The organism is Actinoplanes sichuanensis (assembly GCF_033097365.1).
In the GTDB taxonomy this organism is placed as follows: Bacteria; Actinomycetota; Actinomycetes; order Mycobacteriales; family Micromonosporaceae; genus Actinoplanes; species Actinoplanes sichuanensis.
This window is the reverse complement of sequence record NZ_AP028461.1, coordinates 11,534,942-11,550,281: the sequence shown is the minus strand read 5'-3', so window position 1 is coordinate 11,550,281 and position 15,340 is coordinate 11,534,942. Positions and strand designations below refer to the sequence as shown.

Annotated in this window: 16 protein-coding genes; 10 read left to right on the top strand and 6 right to left on the bottom strand. The window is 70.8% G+C overall.

The window, feature by feature from the left end:
- Positions 1-130: 130 nt before the first annotated feature.
- Positions 131-2,833, bottom strand: coding sequence for a mechanosensitive ion channel family protein (locus tag Q0Z83_RS52885; protein ID WP_317791143.1), 2,703 nt, complete (start codon positions 2,831-2,833; stop codon positions 131-133).
- Between the two features lie 125 nt (positions 2,834-2,958).
- A complete protein-coding gene (locus tag Q0Z83_RS52880; RefSeq protein WP_317791142.1) occupies positions 2,959-3,414 on the bottom strand; it encodes a hypothetical protein in 456 nt (151 codons plus the stop codon).
- Between the two features lie 191 nt (positions 3,415-3,605).
- Here Q0Z83_RS52880 and Q0Z83_RS52875 point away from each other — a divergent pair, with 191 nt between their 5' ends.
- The 6 genes from Q0Z83_RS52875 to Q0Z83_RS52850 all read left to right on the top strand — a co-directional run bounded on the left by Q0Z83_RS52875 (position 3,606) and on the right by Q0Z83_RS52850 (position 9,191).
- The gene (locus Q0Z83_RS52875; protein ID WP_317791141.1) at positions 3,606-5,765 is read left to right on the top strand and encodes an ATP-binding SpoIIE family protein phosphatase; all 2,160 of its coding nucleotides are present in this window, start codon (positions 3,606-3,608) and stop codon (positions 5,763-5,765) included.
- A complete protein-coding gene (locus Q0Z83_RS52870; protein ID WP_317791140.1) occupies positions 5,762-7,021 on the top strand; it encodes a cation:proton antiporter in 1,260 nt (419 codons plus the stop codon). Before Q0Z83_RS52875 ends, Q0Z83_RS52870 begins: the two co-directional genes overlap by 4 nt.
- 144 nt (positions 7,022-7,165) lie before the next feature.
- Entirely contained in the window at positions 7,166-7,882 is a 717-nt protein-coding gene (locus tag Q0Z83_RS52865) for a VOC family protein (protein ID WP_317791139.1), read from the top strand.
- Positions 7,883-8,032: 150 nt separating this feature from the next.
- Positions 8,033-8,236: a DUF3072 domain-containing protein gene (locus Q0Z83_RS52860; RefSeq protein WP_317791138.1), complete on the top strand. Its 204-nt coding sequence runs from the start codon at positions 8,033-8,035 to the stop codon at positions 8,234-8,236.
- Between the two features lie 99 nt (positions 8,237-8,335).
- Positions 8,336-8,572, top strand: coding sequence for a hypothetical protein (locus Q0Z83_RS52855; protein WP_043525989.1), 237 nt, complete (start codon positions 8,336-8,338; stop codon positions 8,570-8,572).
- A 1-nt stretch (position 8,573) separates the two neighbouring features.
- Positions 8,574-9,191, top strand: a complete 618-nt coding sequence (locus Q0Z83_RS52850; RefSeq protein ID WP_317791137.1) for a Clp protease N-terminal domain-containing protein — start codon at positions 8,574-8,576, stop codon at positions 9,189-9,191.
- On the opposite strand, the gene Q0Z83_RS52845 is transcribed toward Q0Z83_RS52850, so the two are convergent.
- Complete coding sequence (locus tag Q0Z83_RS52845; protein ID WP_317791136.1) at positions 9,172-9,693, bottom strand: GNAT family N-acetyltransferase; 522 nt, start codon at positions 9,691-9,693, stop codon at positions 9,172-9,174. The genes Q0Z83_RS52850 and Q0Z83_RS52845 overlap by 20 nt on opposite strands.
- 32 nt (positions 9,694-9,725) lie before the next feature.
- Entirely contained in the window at positions 9,726-10,190 is a 465-nt protein-coding gene (locus Q0Z83_RS52840) for a GNAT family N-acetyltransferase (RefSeq protein ID WP_317791135.1), read from the bottom strand.
- Between the two features lie 62 nt (positions 10,191-10,252).
- Here Q0Z83_RS52840 and Q0Z83_RS52835 point away from each other — a divergent pair, with 62 nt between their 5' ends.
- The 3 genes from Q0Z83_RS52835 to Q0Z83_RS52825 are packed head-to-tail and all read left to right on the top strand — an operon-like array spanning position 10,253 to position 12,860.
- On the top strand, positions 10,253-10,693 hold the full coding sequence (locus tag Q0Z83_RS52835; protein ID WP_317791134.1) for a MarR family winged helix-turn-helix transcriptional regulator: 441 nt from the start codon (positions 10,253-10,255) through the stop codon (positions 10,691-10,693).
- A gap of 5 nt (positions 10,694-10,698) precedes the next feature.
- A complete protein-coding gene (locus Q0Z83_RS52830) occupies positions 10,699-11,649 on the top strand; it encodes a pirin family protein (RefSeq protein WP_317791133.1) in 951 nt (316 codons plus the stop codon).
- Positions 11,650-11,663: 14 nt separating this feature from the next.
- Positions 11,664-12,860 (top strand): aminopeptidase, encoded by a 1,197-nt coding sequence (locus Q0Z83_RS52825; RefSeq protein WP_317791132.1) that lies wholly within the window; start codon positions 11,664-11,666, stop codon positions 12,858-12,860.
- A 4-nt stretch (positions 12,861-12,864) separates the two neighbouring features.
- Here Q0Z83_RS52825 and Q0Z83_RS52820 read toward each other — a convergent pair whose 3' ends face one another.
- On the bottom strand, positions 12,865-14,448 hold the full coding sequence (locus Q0Z83_RS52820) for a phospholipase D family protein (RefSeq protein WP_317791131.1): 1,584 nt from the start codon (positions 14,446-14,448) through the stop codon (positions 12,865-12,867).
- Positions 14,449-14,558: 110 nt separating this feature from the next.
- Between Q0Z83_RS52820 and Q0Z83_RS52815 the strand changes: the two genes are divergently transcribed.
- The gene (locus Q0Z83_RS52815; protein WP_317791130.1) at positions 14,559-14,684 is read left to right on the top strand and encodes a hypothetical protein; all 126 of its coding nucleotides are present in this window, start codon (positions 14,559-14,561) and stop codon (positions 14,682-14,684) included.
- On the opposite strand, the gene Q0Z83_RS52810 is transcribed toward Q0Z83_RS52815, so the two are convergent.
- The gene (locus Q0Z83_RS52810; protein ID WP_317791129.1) at positions 14,659-15,324 is read right to left on the bottom strand and encodes a class I SAM-dependent methyltransferase; all 666 of its coding nucleotides are present in this window, start codon (positions 15,322-15,324) and stop codon (positions 14,659-14,661) included. The two genes, Q0Z83_RS52815 and Q0Z83_RS52810, sit on opposite strands and share 26 nt — an antisense overlap.
- Between the last annotated feature and the right edge of the window lie 16 nt (positions 15,325-15,340).

Below are 15,340 nucleotides of genomic sequence, written 5' to 3'. Positions count from 1 at the left end.
GCGGTAGCGGCCGCCCCACCCTGACCGCCCCGCCCTGACTGTCCCGGCCGGCTGATTCGGCCACCCCTGCGACCCGAATCATCTCCCGACCCTGAGGGCCGGCACCGGAAACCCCGGTGCCGGCCCTCCGTCACATTCGCTCCTCCCGCCGGGGACTCCCGGGCCGGGGCCTTTCCACAGTCGGATCGTCATCGGCGGCCACGGACCCGCCAACGCTGAGCGCATCAGTTCCGGCCCCGACCGCTCCCCCCTGTCCGACACCGGGAACAGTGGGTTCCTCAGCACCGACCCCGCCCGACCCTCCAACACCGGGAACAGTGGGTTCCTCAGCACCGACCCCGCCCGACCCTCCAACACCGGGAACGGTGGGTTCCTCGGCCCCGGCTCCCGCCGCACCGGGAACGGTTGGCTGATCGGCGCCGGTGCCCGCATCCTCCAGCGGCACGAGCCGAGTGCGGTCCTCATCGTCTCCGTCGATCACCACCGCCGAATCCGTTCCCGGCTCGTGGACGACGGTCGGTTCGTCGCCGACATCCGCCCCACGAGTGATGACCGATGTCGTCACCTCCTCCGAACCGCCCCGAGAACCCGCCGGCTCGCCACCGAGCGGAAGAGACGTCGTCGGCTCGTCCCCCTCGAGAGAGTCGGCCGGCACCTCACCACCAGGCGAAAGAAAGGTCGTCGGCTCGTCTGCGGTCACGGGTCCGCCCGCCGTCCCGCCGCCGGGCGAAAGAAAAGTCGTCGGCTCGTCTGTGTGGCCGGCTGCCGGTTCGGCGTTGGGCGGCGGGTCCGGAGCGGGCGACCGTGATGGCCGCACCCCGGGGGTGAGCAGCGTGGTTTCGGCGGTTCCGGTGCGCACGTAGACCGTGTCGTCCTCGTCGACGCGACCGGGATCGGTGGGTGGGTCGTCATAGCGGTCGAAACCCGGAATCATGTGCGGCCGATCGTCCACCGGCGCGACGATGACCTGCGTCTCGTCGCTGTCGTGCTCGCGGGTCCGGCGTTCCTCCTCGGCCCAGCGGGTCTCCCACGCCCAGTCGGCGGCCTCTTCCGGATATTCGGCACCGGCGACCGCAGCCCGATCCGACGCGGTCTCATGATCAAAAGGGGCGGTCCGACTCTCCGATCCGGCGGATTCAGCCGCTTCCGCTGGTTCAGCCGGCCGGTTCCCGGTTCCGGCCGGGGAACCACCGACGAACACCTGCGTGGGTGCCTCCTCGGAATCCGGCGACGACCACCCGGAATCCGATCGTTCTCCGGGCCCGGGCTGACGGTCGTCGTCCGGTGCGACCGGCGCGCCGTCTCCCGGAAGGCCACCCGAGGCCACCCCGGCCCCGACTGCACCGGCCGAACCCGCCCGCCGCTCCTCGGCAGCCCGCCGCACCTCAGCGGCCAGATCACCCTCACCGGCAAGGCGCGCTTCCGCCGCCCGCCGCCGATCCTCAGCAAGCCGCCCACCCACAGCCGACGACGACTCACCCGCACCTTGCCCACTCACGGCCGACGATTCACCCGCGCCCCGCCCGGCCGACGATGACTCATCGGCATCTCGCCCGCTCAGGGCCGATGGCGACTCATACCCGTCCTGCCCAGCCACAACCGGCGGCACCCCGGCACCGTGGTGCCCACCCACCACGGGCGGCACCTCAGTACCACCGGGCCCACCGAAACCCACCGGTGAGTCGGCACTGACCGCGCCCACAGCCGTTGCCGGCCCGATACCACTCGCGGCCGGCGACGGCTCATCCCCGCCGTGACCTTCTGCCACGGACGGCGACCCCTTACCGCCCGGCCCACCCGCAGCCGATCCGGCACCAGCCTCCCCCGCCGCACGGCCGGGCACTACAGGCTCGGCATCCGGCGACGAATCTCCGCTCCAGCCAGACCCAGAACCATGTGGTCGAGGTCTGGCTTTACCCCGAGATCCGGCGCCACCGGGCTCCCCCGCCCGGAAATCGCCCGCTGAACCCGAACCGACCGAACCCGAACCCGCCGAACCCGCCGAACCCGAACCGGACCAGCCCGACGCATCCGAACCCAAGCCCGCCGGGGCCGAACCAGACGGGGCCGAACCAGACGGAGCCGACTCGGCCGATGGGCCACCGGCCTGGGACTCCTCGGCCTGCCGGGACCGCTCCTCCGCATAGGCCCGAGCCTGCGAACGAATCACCGCCGACTCCGCCGCCGCACGGTCGAGCCATCCCTCCCAACGCTGCTGCATGGGCCGGATCAACCCGCCACCGACGCCCACGATGATCACGCCGGCGACGGTCGCGAGAATGGTGATCAGGAGTGGTCGGGTCACCGAGGTGGCGATGCCGATCTGGTCCAGCCCGGCGATCACCCCGAGGGTGACGATCACCGCCGCGGCCGCCTTGGCCAGCACCCGCGCGTAGGCCAGCCCACCGAGGACGGCGAGCACAAGATCGTGGGCGGCACGGGCGATGGCCGCGGTGACGACGACGATGACGATGGCGACGAGGACCTGCGGTAGCCAGGAGATGAGGGCGGTGATCAGATCACTGGCCGGGTTGGTCCCCCACACGCCGAACGCCGCCTGCAGCGCGAACAGAAACACCACAAAAAAGACAAGCCGCGCACAGACGTCCGTGACGCTCGGCGTTCCGGGTCTCAGTAGACGCCCGGCCGGACCGCTCTGCACGACCCGGTCGAACCCGGCCCGCCGCAGCGCCTTGGCGGTCAGGGTCCGGGCCAGACGGGCCAGCAGATAGCCGACCACCAGGATCAACAGCGAGACCAGGACGGTCGGCAGGTACAGCACCACGGACCGCCACATGTCGTTCAGGCTTCGGGTCAGCCCGTCTCCGGTCATCCGTCCTCCCTGACTCGGCGAGGCGGACCGTCGGCCACCGCCTCACCGCAGGAGTACCACGCCCCTCCGACATTCGGGCCCGCCCCTGCACAAAGCGGCATACCCCCGCATGCCGGCGGGACGGGCTAGGAAAGCCCGGCGACCAGGACGGCGAGGATTCCGGCGGCGGCGAGAACGGCGAGAAGAAGAGCGACGCGGTTCGCGGGCACGGCATGGCGACGCACTTCCGGTTCCGGGTTCTCCCAAACCTTCCGGGGGTACGCCGACCCGGGTCCCGCCTCGACCGCGGCCATCGTGATCGTCTCGGCCGAGGCCGACCAGGCCGCCAGCGCCGCATACCGCTGGTCCTGGACATCGGGTCCGGCGGGCGGCGCGGCCTGCCGACTGGGCAGCGGCCCCGCCACATGCGACGAGAAGGGCGAGGCACCGGAAGACGGACCATGCGCGGCCCCGAAGGACGGGCCCCGAGACGCGACATACGAGGAGGTCCGGGGCGTGTTCCCGAAGGTGGCACGCGGATGGCCGGCCGGCTGTCCGGGTCCGGCGGTGTCACGTGTCACACCGTGCAGCGGTTCGATCACGGCGGCGACTATAGGTCCGCGACCGTTCCACTGACCAAGTTCTCATCGCGTAGCCGCCGCTCACGCAGGGTGAGGGCAAGCGTGAATCGTCCTCAGCAGTAATCTCGAAGCCGTACCGGAGAACGGTCAATAACCGGACGGACGGCCGGTGGGGCATCGTACAAACGGACCACACGGGATAGGCTTTCCGCATGGTGGGGTCGGGAGGTTTCGGGGCGGGTGGTCGTCATCCGTCGCTGATCACCACGCTGCCCGTGCAGGCGGCCGGTGCGCAGCACACCGGCCTGGGCTGTTCCGCCCTGGTGCACGCTTTCGACTGGTCGGCCACCTCACTCGGCCCGATCACCGGGTGGGATCCGGCGGTCCGCGCCGCGGTCGAGTTGGCCCTCGCCTCCCCCGTTCCGATGCTGCTGACCGTCGGTGACGATGGTGTGGTCATCTACAACGACGCCTACGCCGAGGTCCTCGACGCGCTGCATCCGGCGGCGCTGGGCCGGCCGGCGGCCACGGCGTTCGGCGCCGCGTGGGAGCAGCCGGGTCTGGGTGACGTGATCCAGCAGGTGCACCGGACCGGCCGGTCGATCCTGGAGCCGGAGAGCCAGGTGCAGTTCGCGCCGGGTCGCACCGAGCCGGCCTTCTACACCCGGGGCCACTCGGTGATCCGCACCTCTCGGGGCGCGGTGGCCGGGGTGCTCACGGTGGCGGCCGAGACCACGCACGTGATCCACCGGCTGCAGAGCCTCGGCGAGCTGACCGCTCGACTGGCCGGCGCACTGACCATCGACGATGTCACGCGGGTCGTCCTGACGTACGCCATGGCATCTTTTGATCTTGATCATTGTGTCCTGGCCGTCGACGAAGGCCTGGCCTATCGCTATGTCCGCCGCATTCGCGGCGAGATGCTCGACGAGGTCGACGAGCGGCTGCCACCGGTCTGGCGGCGGATCAGTGCCGATCCGGCGGCGCCCGCGGTGGCGGCGGCGGAGACCGGGCGGGCCACGTTCGTCGCCGATGGTGAGCCGCTCGCGGCGGTCGCCTCGGACCGGCATGAGCGCCGGGTCCGGTCGCTGGCCGCCCTGCCGTTGCGGACGCCGTCGCTGCGGGGCGCGCTGACCGTCGGTTTCCGTCGGGCGCACGCCTGGCTGCCGGCCGAGCGGGCGCTGCTGACGGCCGCGGCCGAGCTGGTGGCGCAGGCGGCCGAGCGCGCCCGGCGGTTCGAGGCCCAACACGGTACGGCGCAGTTGCTGCAGCGCAGCATGCTTCCCGAGCACCTGCCCGAGCTGGACACGTTCCGGATCGCGGCACGTTACGACGTGGGTGTCGACGGCAACGCCGCCGGTGGCGACTTCTACGACGCGTTCCACCTGGTCGACGGTCGGCTGGCGATGGTTCTCGGTGACGTGGCCGGGCACGATGTGCGGGCCGCCGCGGTGATGGGCCAGGTTCGGGCCGCGCTGCGGGCGATGGCGCTGACCGATCCCTCGCCGCCGAGTGTGCTGGCCGGGCTGGACCGGCTGGTCGGCTCGTTGGGCGCGGAGTCGCGTAACGAGGAGATCTTCGTGACCGTGGTGTATGGGGTGCTCGACCCCACCGACGGTTCGATCACGCTGGCCAGTGCGGGTCATCCGCCGCCGGTGCTGCGCCGGGTCGGGCGGTCCGGTGAGCCGGCCACCGCCGAGCTGGTCAAGGTTCCGCCGGGCGCCCCGCTGGGTCTGGGCGGCCGCTGGCAGACCGGCGCGGTGCGACTGGAGCCGGGCGACACGATCCTGATGTTCAGCGACGGCGTGGTGGAGCGCCGTGACCGGCCGCTCAACGACGGGCTGGACGCGCTGGTCGCGGCGGCGGCCGCGTCGCCGAGCGGCGATCCGCGCAACATGTGCTCGCTGGCGACGGCCGCGGTGCCCGGCACCACCGACGACGACGTGGCGGTGCTGGCTGTGGAGCACGCGCTGGCGATGAGCCGGTCGGCGACGTTGCAGGTGGCCGCCGAGCCGACCAGCCCGAGCCGGGTGCGGCAGTGGATGACGACGCGGCTGCGTGAGTGGAGTGTGCCGGAGCCGGTGATCGGCGCGGCGATCCTGTGCACCAGCGAGCTGACCACGAATGCCCTGTTGCACGCCGGGACCCCGGCGCAGGTGCACATCGACCTGAATGCGGAGCGGCTCCTGGTGTCGGTGGCCGACACCGGCACCCGGGGCAGTGTGATCCGGGCGCACGCCGACACGCTGGCCAGCCGGGGCCGTGGTCTCGGGTTGATCGAGGAGCTCAGCGACTCGTGGGGCACCGACCCGACGGTGCGCGGATCGACGGTGTGGTTCGAGATGCTCTTGGCGGGTAAAGCGCGGGCATGATTTTCCCGGGCATACCGGTGTCCGATGTGCTGTTCGCCCTGTTCGGCCTGGGTGCCCTGCTTGCCGGGATCCTCCCCCGGGTGTTGGAGCGCCGGCCGCTGTCCATGCCGATGGCGTTCCTCGGGTTGGGCCTGCTGCTCTTCGGGTTGCCACTGGGCCTGCCGGAGGCCGATCCGCTGGCCCATCCGAAGCTGACCGAGCACCTCACCGAGGTGTGCGTGATCGTGGCGCTGATGGGTGCCGGGCTGAAGATCGACAGGCCGTTCGGGCGGCGCCGGTGGGCGTCGACGATCCGGCTGCTGGTGATCGCGATGCCGGTGACGATCGCGGCGGTGGCCCTGCTCGGCTGGTGGTGGGCCGGGTTGGTGCCGGCGTCGGCGTTGCTGCTGGGCGCGGCGATGGCGCCGACCGATCCGGTGCTGGCGGCGGATGTGCAGGTCGGCGAGCCGACCGACGAGGAGGATTCGGAGGACGAGGTACGGTTCGCGCTCACGTCCGAGGCGGGGCTGAACGACGGGCTGGCGTTCCCGTTCGTGTACGCGGCCATCGCGATCGCGGCGCACGGACTGGATCCGGCCGGCTGGCTCGGCGGGTGGGTGCTGACCGACGTCGTCTACAAGGGTGCGGTCGGGCTGGTCGGCGGCATCGTGATCGGGAAGCTTCTCGGCAGACTGTTCTTCCGGGTCGAACGGGACTCGTTGCGGCTGGCCCGGCATTCCGAGGGTTTTCAGGCCCTGGCGGCGACCTTTCTGGCGTACGGGCTGGTCGAGGTGGCCGGCGGCTACGGTTTCCTGGCCGTGTTCGTGGCGGCGCGGGCGATCCGGGCGGCCGAGCGGTCCCATGAGTACCACCAGGTGTTGCACGATTTCGCCGAGCAGATCGAGCGGCTGTTGACCGTACTCCTGCTGCTTCTTCTGGGTGGCGCCGTGGTCGGCGGCCTGCTGGCGCCGCTCACCCTGCCGGCCGCCCTGGCCGGTCTCGCGCTGATCTTCGTGGTCCGTCCGCTGGCCGCTTTCGCCGCTCTGCGAGGTGCCCCCGGGCGCCCGTCGGAACACTGGGTGATCGCCACGTTCGGTATCCGTGGTGTCGGCACGTTCTATTACCTAGCGTATGCAGTGACACATGCCGATTTCCCGAACGAACCGCTCCTCTGGGCGACCGCGGCATTCGTCGTCGTCGTGTCCGTAGTGCTGCACGGTGTAGCCGCAACACCGGTGATGCGTCACCTGGATCACACACATGCTTACCAAGAGTAGTTTAAAACTGCTCTAAACCAGACAATGAACCGGCTGGTGGTGACGAAGCGTTATCAGTGCCGTAGAGTACGAAGGTAACTGGGGATGTCCACCATGGAGCGGCTCATGCGGATCAGAGGCTATGCACCCTTGACACCTTGCTGGGTGGAACTGGCGAGTGCGGACCCCGCACGCGCGGCACAGTTCTACGGAGAGTTGTTTGGCTGGGAGTCGGCGGGTGATCGGTTCAAGCTCGGGGGGCGTGCTGTCGCCGGCCTCACCCGCAGTCAGTTCGACCGGCCGGACGGCTGGCTCACCCACCTGAGCACGCCCGACCTCGAGGAGACACTCGAGCAGGTCGCCCTGTCCGGCGGCCACTGCCTGAGCCACCCGACCGAGGCGCACGGCGGGCGACGCGCGATCGTCGCCGACCCGAACGGCGCCATCATCGGCCTGTGGCAGGCGCACGACTTCGCCGGCGCGCAGGCCGGCGGCGAACCGGGCACGATGTCGTGGCCGGAACTCATCACCGACGACCCGGACGGCGCGGCCCGCTTCTACGGCTCGGCGTTCGGTTGGCTGCTCAACCAGCAGTTCGGCTCCGGCGAGTGGCTGAACCAGGCCCACGACGCCGTCGCCGGTCTCGCCCCGGGTTACCGTGGCGCCTGGTGGCGGGCGGCCTTCCAGGTCGAGGACATCCAGGCCGCGGCCGACCACTGCGAGCGCCTCGGCGGCGCGGTGATCATGGAGCCGTCAGAGGCCGGGCTGACCGCCCTCGCCGAGCTGCGTGACCCGTTCGGCACCCGGTTCACGGTCGCCGCGCCGGTGCACCACCCGGTCGAGCTGACCGTCTCCCTCGGCACCCTGCCCGCCTGGGACTGATCAGGGCACGTTTCGCAGCACGTTCTCGGAAGAGGCCGACCCTTCGGGGCCGGCCTCTCCGCGTCTCCGACGGGTGATCTCCGGCATGAACGCGGGGCGCACGGGTAATGGCACAGGCGTTCGACTCACGCGACCGGGAAGGACGGCGTCATGACCGATCAGACGAACGCCGGCAATGCCATCAAGGACCCGCAGGACTGGACCACCGGCGACGAGCCGGCCACCGGTGCGCAGGAGTCCTACCTGCACACTCTCGCCACCGAGGCACACGAGGACGTACCCGAGGGGCTGACCAAGGCGGACGCGTCCCGCAAGATCGACGAACTGCAGGAGAAGACCGGCCGCGGCGCCTGATCCGCGTTCCGAAGAAGGGCTCTGTGGGGTCATCCCCCACAGAGCCCTTTCTCGTCAACTCACGTTGACACGACGAATCTGTCAACGTAAGTTGACGTCATGACCGAAGCTACCGATCTCGCCGCCGCCGCCGGCAGCACCGATCCGCGGGTCGGGCTCCGTGCGGTGGTGGCACTGCGCCGTCTCCTGGAGGGACTGGAGCGCCTACAGGTGGCGAACGCCCGGGCCAAAGGCTGGTCCTGGCAGGAGATCGCCGACGCGCTCGAAGTGACCCGCCAGGGCGTGCACAAGAAACACGCCCGGCTACTGCCGATGCCGGATCCACGGGAGGACTGAGATGTTCGAGCGATTCACCAAGGCCGCCCGCGAGACCGTGATCGGCGCCCAGGAGCGGGCCCGGCTGCTCGGCCACGAGACGATCGGCACCGAGCACACCCTGTTCTCGCTGGTCGCCGCCGAGAACGGCGCGGTGCGGGAGGCGTTCCGGGGAGCCGCGGGCGAGGTCGACGAGACCTACGTCCGAGAGGCGATCATCAGGCACGTCGGAGACCGGAGTGAGGCCGCCGAGATCGCCGACCGGGATGCCGAGGACGCCGCGGCCCTCAAGTCGATCGGCATCGACCTGGACGCGGTGCGGGCCGCCATCGAGGAGAACTTCGGGGCCGGGACACTGCGGCTGCCCCGACCCGCGCCGAAGAGGAAGGGCATCTTCGGGCGACTCACCCCGGCCGCGGCCGGGCACCGGCCGTTCTCGGCACGTAACAAGAAGGTCCTGGAGTTGTCGCTGCGCGAGGCGATCCGGCTCAAACACAACTTCATCGCGCCGGAGCACATCGCACTGGGCATCCTGCGTGAGGGTCAGGGCCTGGCGATGCTGATCCTGGCCGAGCGCGGCGTCGACTTCGACCTGGCCCGCGAGCGGCTCACCCAGTCGCTCAACACGCCGGCCGCGTAGACAGCGCGGCGTAGAGCAGGCGGTCCCGCCACTCGCCCCGGATGCGCAGGTAGTCCTTGAGGTGGCCCTCGTAGGTGAGGCCGGCCTTCTCCAGGACCCGGCGGGAGGCGGTGTTGGCCGGGTCGCAGGTGGCGGCCACCCGGTGCAGGCCGACCCGATCGAAGGCGTAGGCCAGCACCGCGGTCGCCGCCTCGGTGGCGAAACCCCGACCCCAGGCGGAGCGGGCCAGGGTGTAACCGAACTCGCCGCGCGCGTGGGTGCGACCGGTGACGCGGAGTTCGACGGCGCCGATCAGGTGCCCCTCGTGCTCGATGGCGAACGGCTGCACGCCGTCGGCCGGGGCGGCCGCCTCGGCCACGAACGCCTCCGACTCGGCCGGGGTGTTCGGGCCCCAGTCCATGTAGCGGGTCACCTCGGGGTCGCTCGCGTAGGCGTGGACGGCCTGGACGTCTCCGGAGGTGAACGGGCGCAGACGGAGACGAACGGTGGTCAATTCGGTCACCGCGTCACGGTAGTGCGGGTGGCCGTACCGAATCAAAGACGAAGGCGCATCGCGGGGTCGGACGTGCGGGTGAACCCCAGCGACGTGTAGAGCGGCTCGCCGTCCGGCGAGGCCTTCAGGTCCGCGACGCGGACGCCCTGGTCGCGGAACCAGTCCAGGAGCGCCGTCACGCAGGCGCGGGAATATCCACGGCGGCGGGCGCCGGGGTCGGTGACCACGTTGAAGACGTAGCCGACCCGACCGTCGGGGCTGTACAGGTTGCCCAGATGCTCGTCGATGACTCCCACCGCGCAGGCGGCGAGCCCCGGGCCGTCCGCATCCTCGACGACGAAGGCCGCGAGCGTCGGCTCGGGTGCGGCGAGGCGGCGCAGCAGGGAGGCGCGGGCCGGTTCGCGCCAGTCGTCGTTCCAGGCGCGGCCCGGGAAGGTCCGCAGCAGGATCGCGCGGAGGCGGACGAGTTCGTCGACGTCGGCGGGGGTGGCACGGCGAATCTTCACGTGATCACCCTAACCTTATTTCAGATTTGAAGTTTCAGATTTGAAGGAGTACGGTTCGTGTCATGGCCGAACCGCTCACCGCGACGCAGCTGGCGCACTGGCGCACCTTCATCGAGAGCTCGTGGGCGCTGCACACCCGCCTCGAGGACGAGTTGCGCGCCGCCACCGGCCTGAGCATGAACGACTATCACGTGCTCGTCGCCCTGGCCGACGCGCCGGGCCGGCGGATCCGGATGGGTGAGCTGGCCAGCCGCCTGGTGCTGTCGCCGAGCCGGGTCACGTACCAGATCAACTCCATGATCAAGCGGGGCCTGGTGCGCAAGGAGAGCTGCCCCGACGACGGGCGCGGCCAGGAGGCCGTCCTCACCGACGAGGGCCTGACCATGCTGCGCGACGCCGCCCCCGCGCATCTGAAGACCGTCCGCGAGAGCTTCATCGATCATCTCGACGACGAGGAGCTGGCCGTGATCGGCCGGGTCTTCGCCAAGATCAGGAAGGTGTGAGACCCATGCCCGCCATCACCGTCGACGACGTCCTCGTCCTGCCCCGCCTGCCCCGCCTCGACCCGGTCACCACCGAGTTCCGCGCGGTCCGGCGGCTGACCAGCGCACCTCAGGGCTACGAGGGCGAGGGGTTCCCGGTCCGACGGGCCTTCGCCGGCGTGCCGATGTCCGAGTTGGACCCCTTCATCCACCTCGACCAGATGGGTGAGGTCGACTACGCGCCGGGCGAGCCGAAGGGCACTCCCTGGCACCCCCACCGTGGGTTCGAGACGGTCACCTACATGATCGACGGGATCATGGACCACCAGGATTCGCTCGGCGGCGGCGGCTCGATCTCGAACAGTGACACGCAGTGGATGACGGCCGGCTCCGGGATCCTGCACATCGAGGCACCACCGGAGCACCTGGTGGTCAGCGGCGGTCTCTTCCACGGCCTCCAGCTCTGGGTCAACCTGCCGCGGGCGGCCAAGATGATCGACCCCAAATACCAGGACATCCGGGGTACGAAGGCCGCGCTCCTGACCACGCCGGACGGCGGCGGGCTGATCCGGGTGATCGCCGGTGAGATCGCCGGGCACCGCGGGCCGGGGTCGACCTTCACACCGATCAACCTGACGCACATCACCCTTCAGCCCGGCGCACGTCTCGACCTGCCCTGGCAGACCGACTACAACGCGCTGGTCTACACCCTCTCGGGGGAGGGCTGGGTGGGCACCGACATGCGGCCGGTCCGGCTCGGGCAGCTCGCCACCTACGGGCCCGGCGAGGCGATCCGGGTCGAGGCGAAGACCGAGCTCGACCTGTTCGTGATGGGTGGACGGCCGATCCGCGAACCGGTCGCCCATTACGGGCCGTTCGTGATGAACACCCGGGCCGAGCTCAAGCAGGCCTTCGAGGACTACCAGAAAGGTCGGCTCGGGGTCGTCCCGGCGGCGCGCGTACCGCACACCGACTGATTACGCTGAGCGGTATGGACCGCATCGAGCGATTCGCCGACGTCGTGGTCCGGGCCGGTGTCAACGTCCAGCCCGGGCAGGGAGTCATTCTTCGTACGGACACCGCGCATCTGGAGATCGCCCGGGCCGTCGTCGCCGCCGCGTATGCGGCCGGGGCGGCCTGGGTCGAACCGATCTGGTCGGACGGCCCGATGCGCCGGGCCGCCGTCGATCACGCCAGCCTGGAGTCGCTCTCGGCCAGCCGGGGCTGGGCGCTGCAGCGCATCCGCGAGTGGGCCGAGCAGGGGGTCGCGTCGATCGCCCTGCACGGCGACGCGGACCCGCACCTGCTCGACGGCGCCGACCCGGTGCGCGCCGCCGCCTTCCCGGCCGAGGAGGTGCGGGTGATGCGCGAGCAGATGATGGGCAAGCTCCGCTGGACCATCGTCGGTTCGCCCAACCCGGGCTGGGCGAACCAGGTGTTCGGCGAGCCGGACACCGAGCGGCTGTGGGAGGCGGTGTCGACGGCGATGCGCCTGGACGCCCCGGACCCGGCCGCCGCCTGGCAGGAGCGGGCGGCGACGCTCGCCGATCGCGGGTCCCGGCTGGACGCGCTGGAGCTGACCTCGGTGCGCTATGTCGGGGACGGCACCGATCTGACCGTCGGCCTGATCCCGGGCTGCCGGTGGACGGGTGGCGGGCTGGTCGACGCGACCGGGGTGCCGTACATGCCGAACATCCCCACCGAGGAGGTCTTCACCAGCCCCGACCGGCATTCCGCGGAGGGGGTGATCCGGGTGACGAAACCGCTGGTGCTGAACGGGAGCCTGGTCCTCGGCCTGCGGGCGGAGTTCTCCGGCGGGCGGATCGTGTCGGTCTCCGCCGACTCCGGCGCCGACGTCGTCCGGGCCCAACTGGAGACCGATCCGGGCGCCCGGTCGCTGGGCGAGGTGTCCCTCGTCGACTCGGACAGCCGGATCGCCCGGACCGGGATCGTCTTTCACAACACGCTCTTCGACGAGAACGCCGGCTGTCACGTGGCCTGGGGGTCGAGCTTCCCGTTCGCCGTGCCGGGCGGCACCTCGATGACCGTCGCCCAGCGCGAGGAACTGGGGCTGAACACGTCGGCCGTGCACACCGACGTGGTGATCGGCGGCGAGGGCATCACCGTCACCGGTACCGGGCCCAAGGGCACCGTGGAGATCATCCGCAACGACGAGTGGGTACTCTGACCCGTCACCAGCGAGCGTGCCGGCGGTCCCGCCACGGCCGGCCGTCCGGGTCATAGACCAGGCGGTACGCGGGGAGCGCCCACAGCCGCTGATGCCACGGCAGGCGCTCCGTCTCGTGCGGGACCAACCGGCCGGGCGGACGGGGGCCGACCCGGCCGCCGTCCCGCCAGTCCCGCAGCCGGTCCGCGGCCGCGGTCATCGCCTCGACCGCACCGTCCGGGTCGAGCAGGTCCGCGTCGTCACCGTCGGCCCGGTCCAGGTGCTCGCGCATCAGGGCCAGCCGCAGGTCACGGGGGAACGTCCGGGCGCCGTCGCCGAGCCCGGCCGGATCCCGGGGCTCCCGCTCGTCCCGGGTCTCGTCGAGGACCGCGCAGGACAGCTCACTGTCGTGCGTCCACGAACGACGGTTGAAGTTGTCACTGCCGACACTGCACCAGATGTCGTCGATCACGCAGACCTTCGCATGCACGTAGATCGGCGTGCCCGCGTGATTCTCCAGGTCGAAGACGTGCACCCGGTCGGGGTCGACCTGTCGGCACAGCTCGATCGCCTGCTCCCGGCCGACCAGGTTGGGTGGCAGCGCGAAACCGCCGTCCACGTCCGGATGGCGCGGCACCACGGCGATCAGGTGCAGCTCCGGCTCGTCGCGCATCTCCTCGGCGAACAGCTGGGCCACCTCCTTCGACCAGAGGTACTGGTCCTCCAGGTAGATCAGGCGGCGGGCCCGCTTGATGGCCTTGGTGTAGCCGCGGGCCACACTGCGCTCACCGAGCTTCGCGAAACCATAGGGCGGCCGCATCGCCGGGTAGGTCCGCAGCACCTGCACGGTGTGCGGGCCGCACGCCGGCGGGTCCGGCGGCTGCTCCGGCAGCGGGTCGGGGCTCATGTCCTCGCGCCGCAGCCGGTCGGTGATCGTGGCGATCGGGCCGTCCTGGTCGAGCGGCACCCGGTCGCACCACCGCTCACGGAACGACTGGTCGAGGGTGCCGACGACCGGGCCGCGCAGGGCGAGCTGGAGATCATGCCAGGGCGGATTCGGGCCGTACGGCGACGCCATCTGCACCGCCTGCGGGTCGCCGTGATGCCGGGCGTCGTCGCGGCGGCTGTGGCACAGGTCAATGCCGCCGGCGAACGCGATGTCCAGCTCGGGCCGGCCCGGATGACGCAGCACCACGAGTTTCTGATGGTGCGAGCCGCCGCGCCGGACCCGCTGGTCGAGCAGCACCTCACCACCGGCCGCCTCGATGTCGTCGCTGAGATTCCGGTTCTCCTCCTCGCTGTACGCCAGCTTGTCCAGATGTGAGCGCCAGAGCAGGCCCTTCACGATCACCCCGCGGGCGGCGGCCGCGGCGAACAACTCGGCCACGGTCGGCCCGTCGTCGCTGGTGCGCTCGTCCGGGTCGCCGCGCCAGTCGGTGAAGAACAGGTGGTCACCGGCTTTCAGCTGACCGATCTCGGTCACCAGCCGATCGAAGTAACTTTGCCCGTGAATAAGTGGCTCGACCGTGTTTCCGGTGTTCCATATGGGTATGGAGGTGTCCGGGTTGCCGCGTTCGGCAGCGGAGAGAAGCCATTCCTGCGGCGGCACTGCAGCCCCTTCGAGGTCGACGACGCCCTCACGGTAAGCCTCCCGCCGACCGTCCGCATCCGGAGCCACGGAGACGGGCGGTGACCCCCGACCCCCGGAGGACAGGACACATGAGCAGTGAGCCGCTGACCACCACACCCATCGCCGAGGCCACCGACACCGCCGAGAAAGGGCTGCTCATCGCGGTCCTGCTACTGGTCCTACTGGGTACTACCGCAATGCTGATGATGTCCTGACCGCGAACATCGTCGGGACCGGCGAACCGCCCTCGACGAAACCCTCGAACCGCAGGCCCGCCTCCAGGAACGCGGTCAGCAGCGCGGGCAGGGGCCAGTGGCTGGCCCCGACCTTGTCCCGGACCCCATTGGCGGTCCACGAATCCTTCGTCCAGTGTCCGTCCAGGTAACCGGGCCGGATCACCACCGCCGCCGAGTCACTCCGGTCGGCGAACCCACCACAGAACGCCGGATGCACACCGATGTGCACGAACCGCCCGCCGGGGCGCAGAACCCGGCTGACCTCGCGCAGCACGGCCGGGTACGCGGGCATGTCGGTGTGCGCCATCACGGTGATCGCGGCGTCGACCGACCCGGCCCGCAACGGCAGCCGGGTCGCGTCGGCGCGAGCGATCGGCAACCGGCCCGACGCGTGCCGCAGCATCCCGGCCGAGAGGTCGACGCCGACCGGGCTCCAGCCGAGATCCCGCACCTGCGCGGCGTGCACACCGGTGCCGCAGCCGATCTCCAGACAGCGCCCCGGGCCGGGGCCGAGCTGCTCGGTGATGGCCCGTCTGATCCCCAGCGGATCACCGGGCAGGCTGCCCGGCAGAAACTCGGTCTCATACCAGTCCGCGATCTCGTCGTATGCCGCTCTCATCGGTCGAAGGTATACC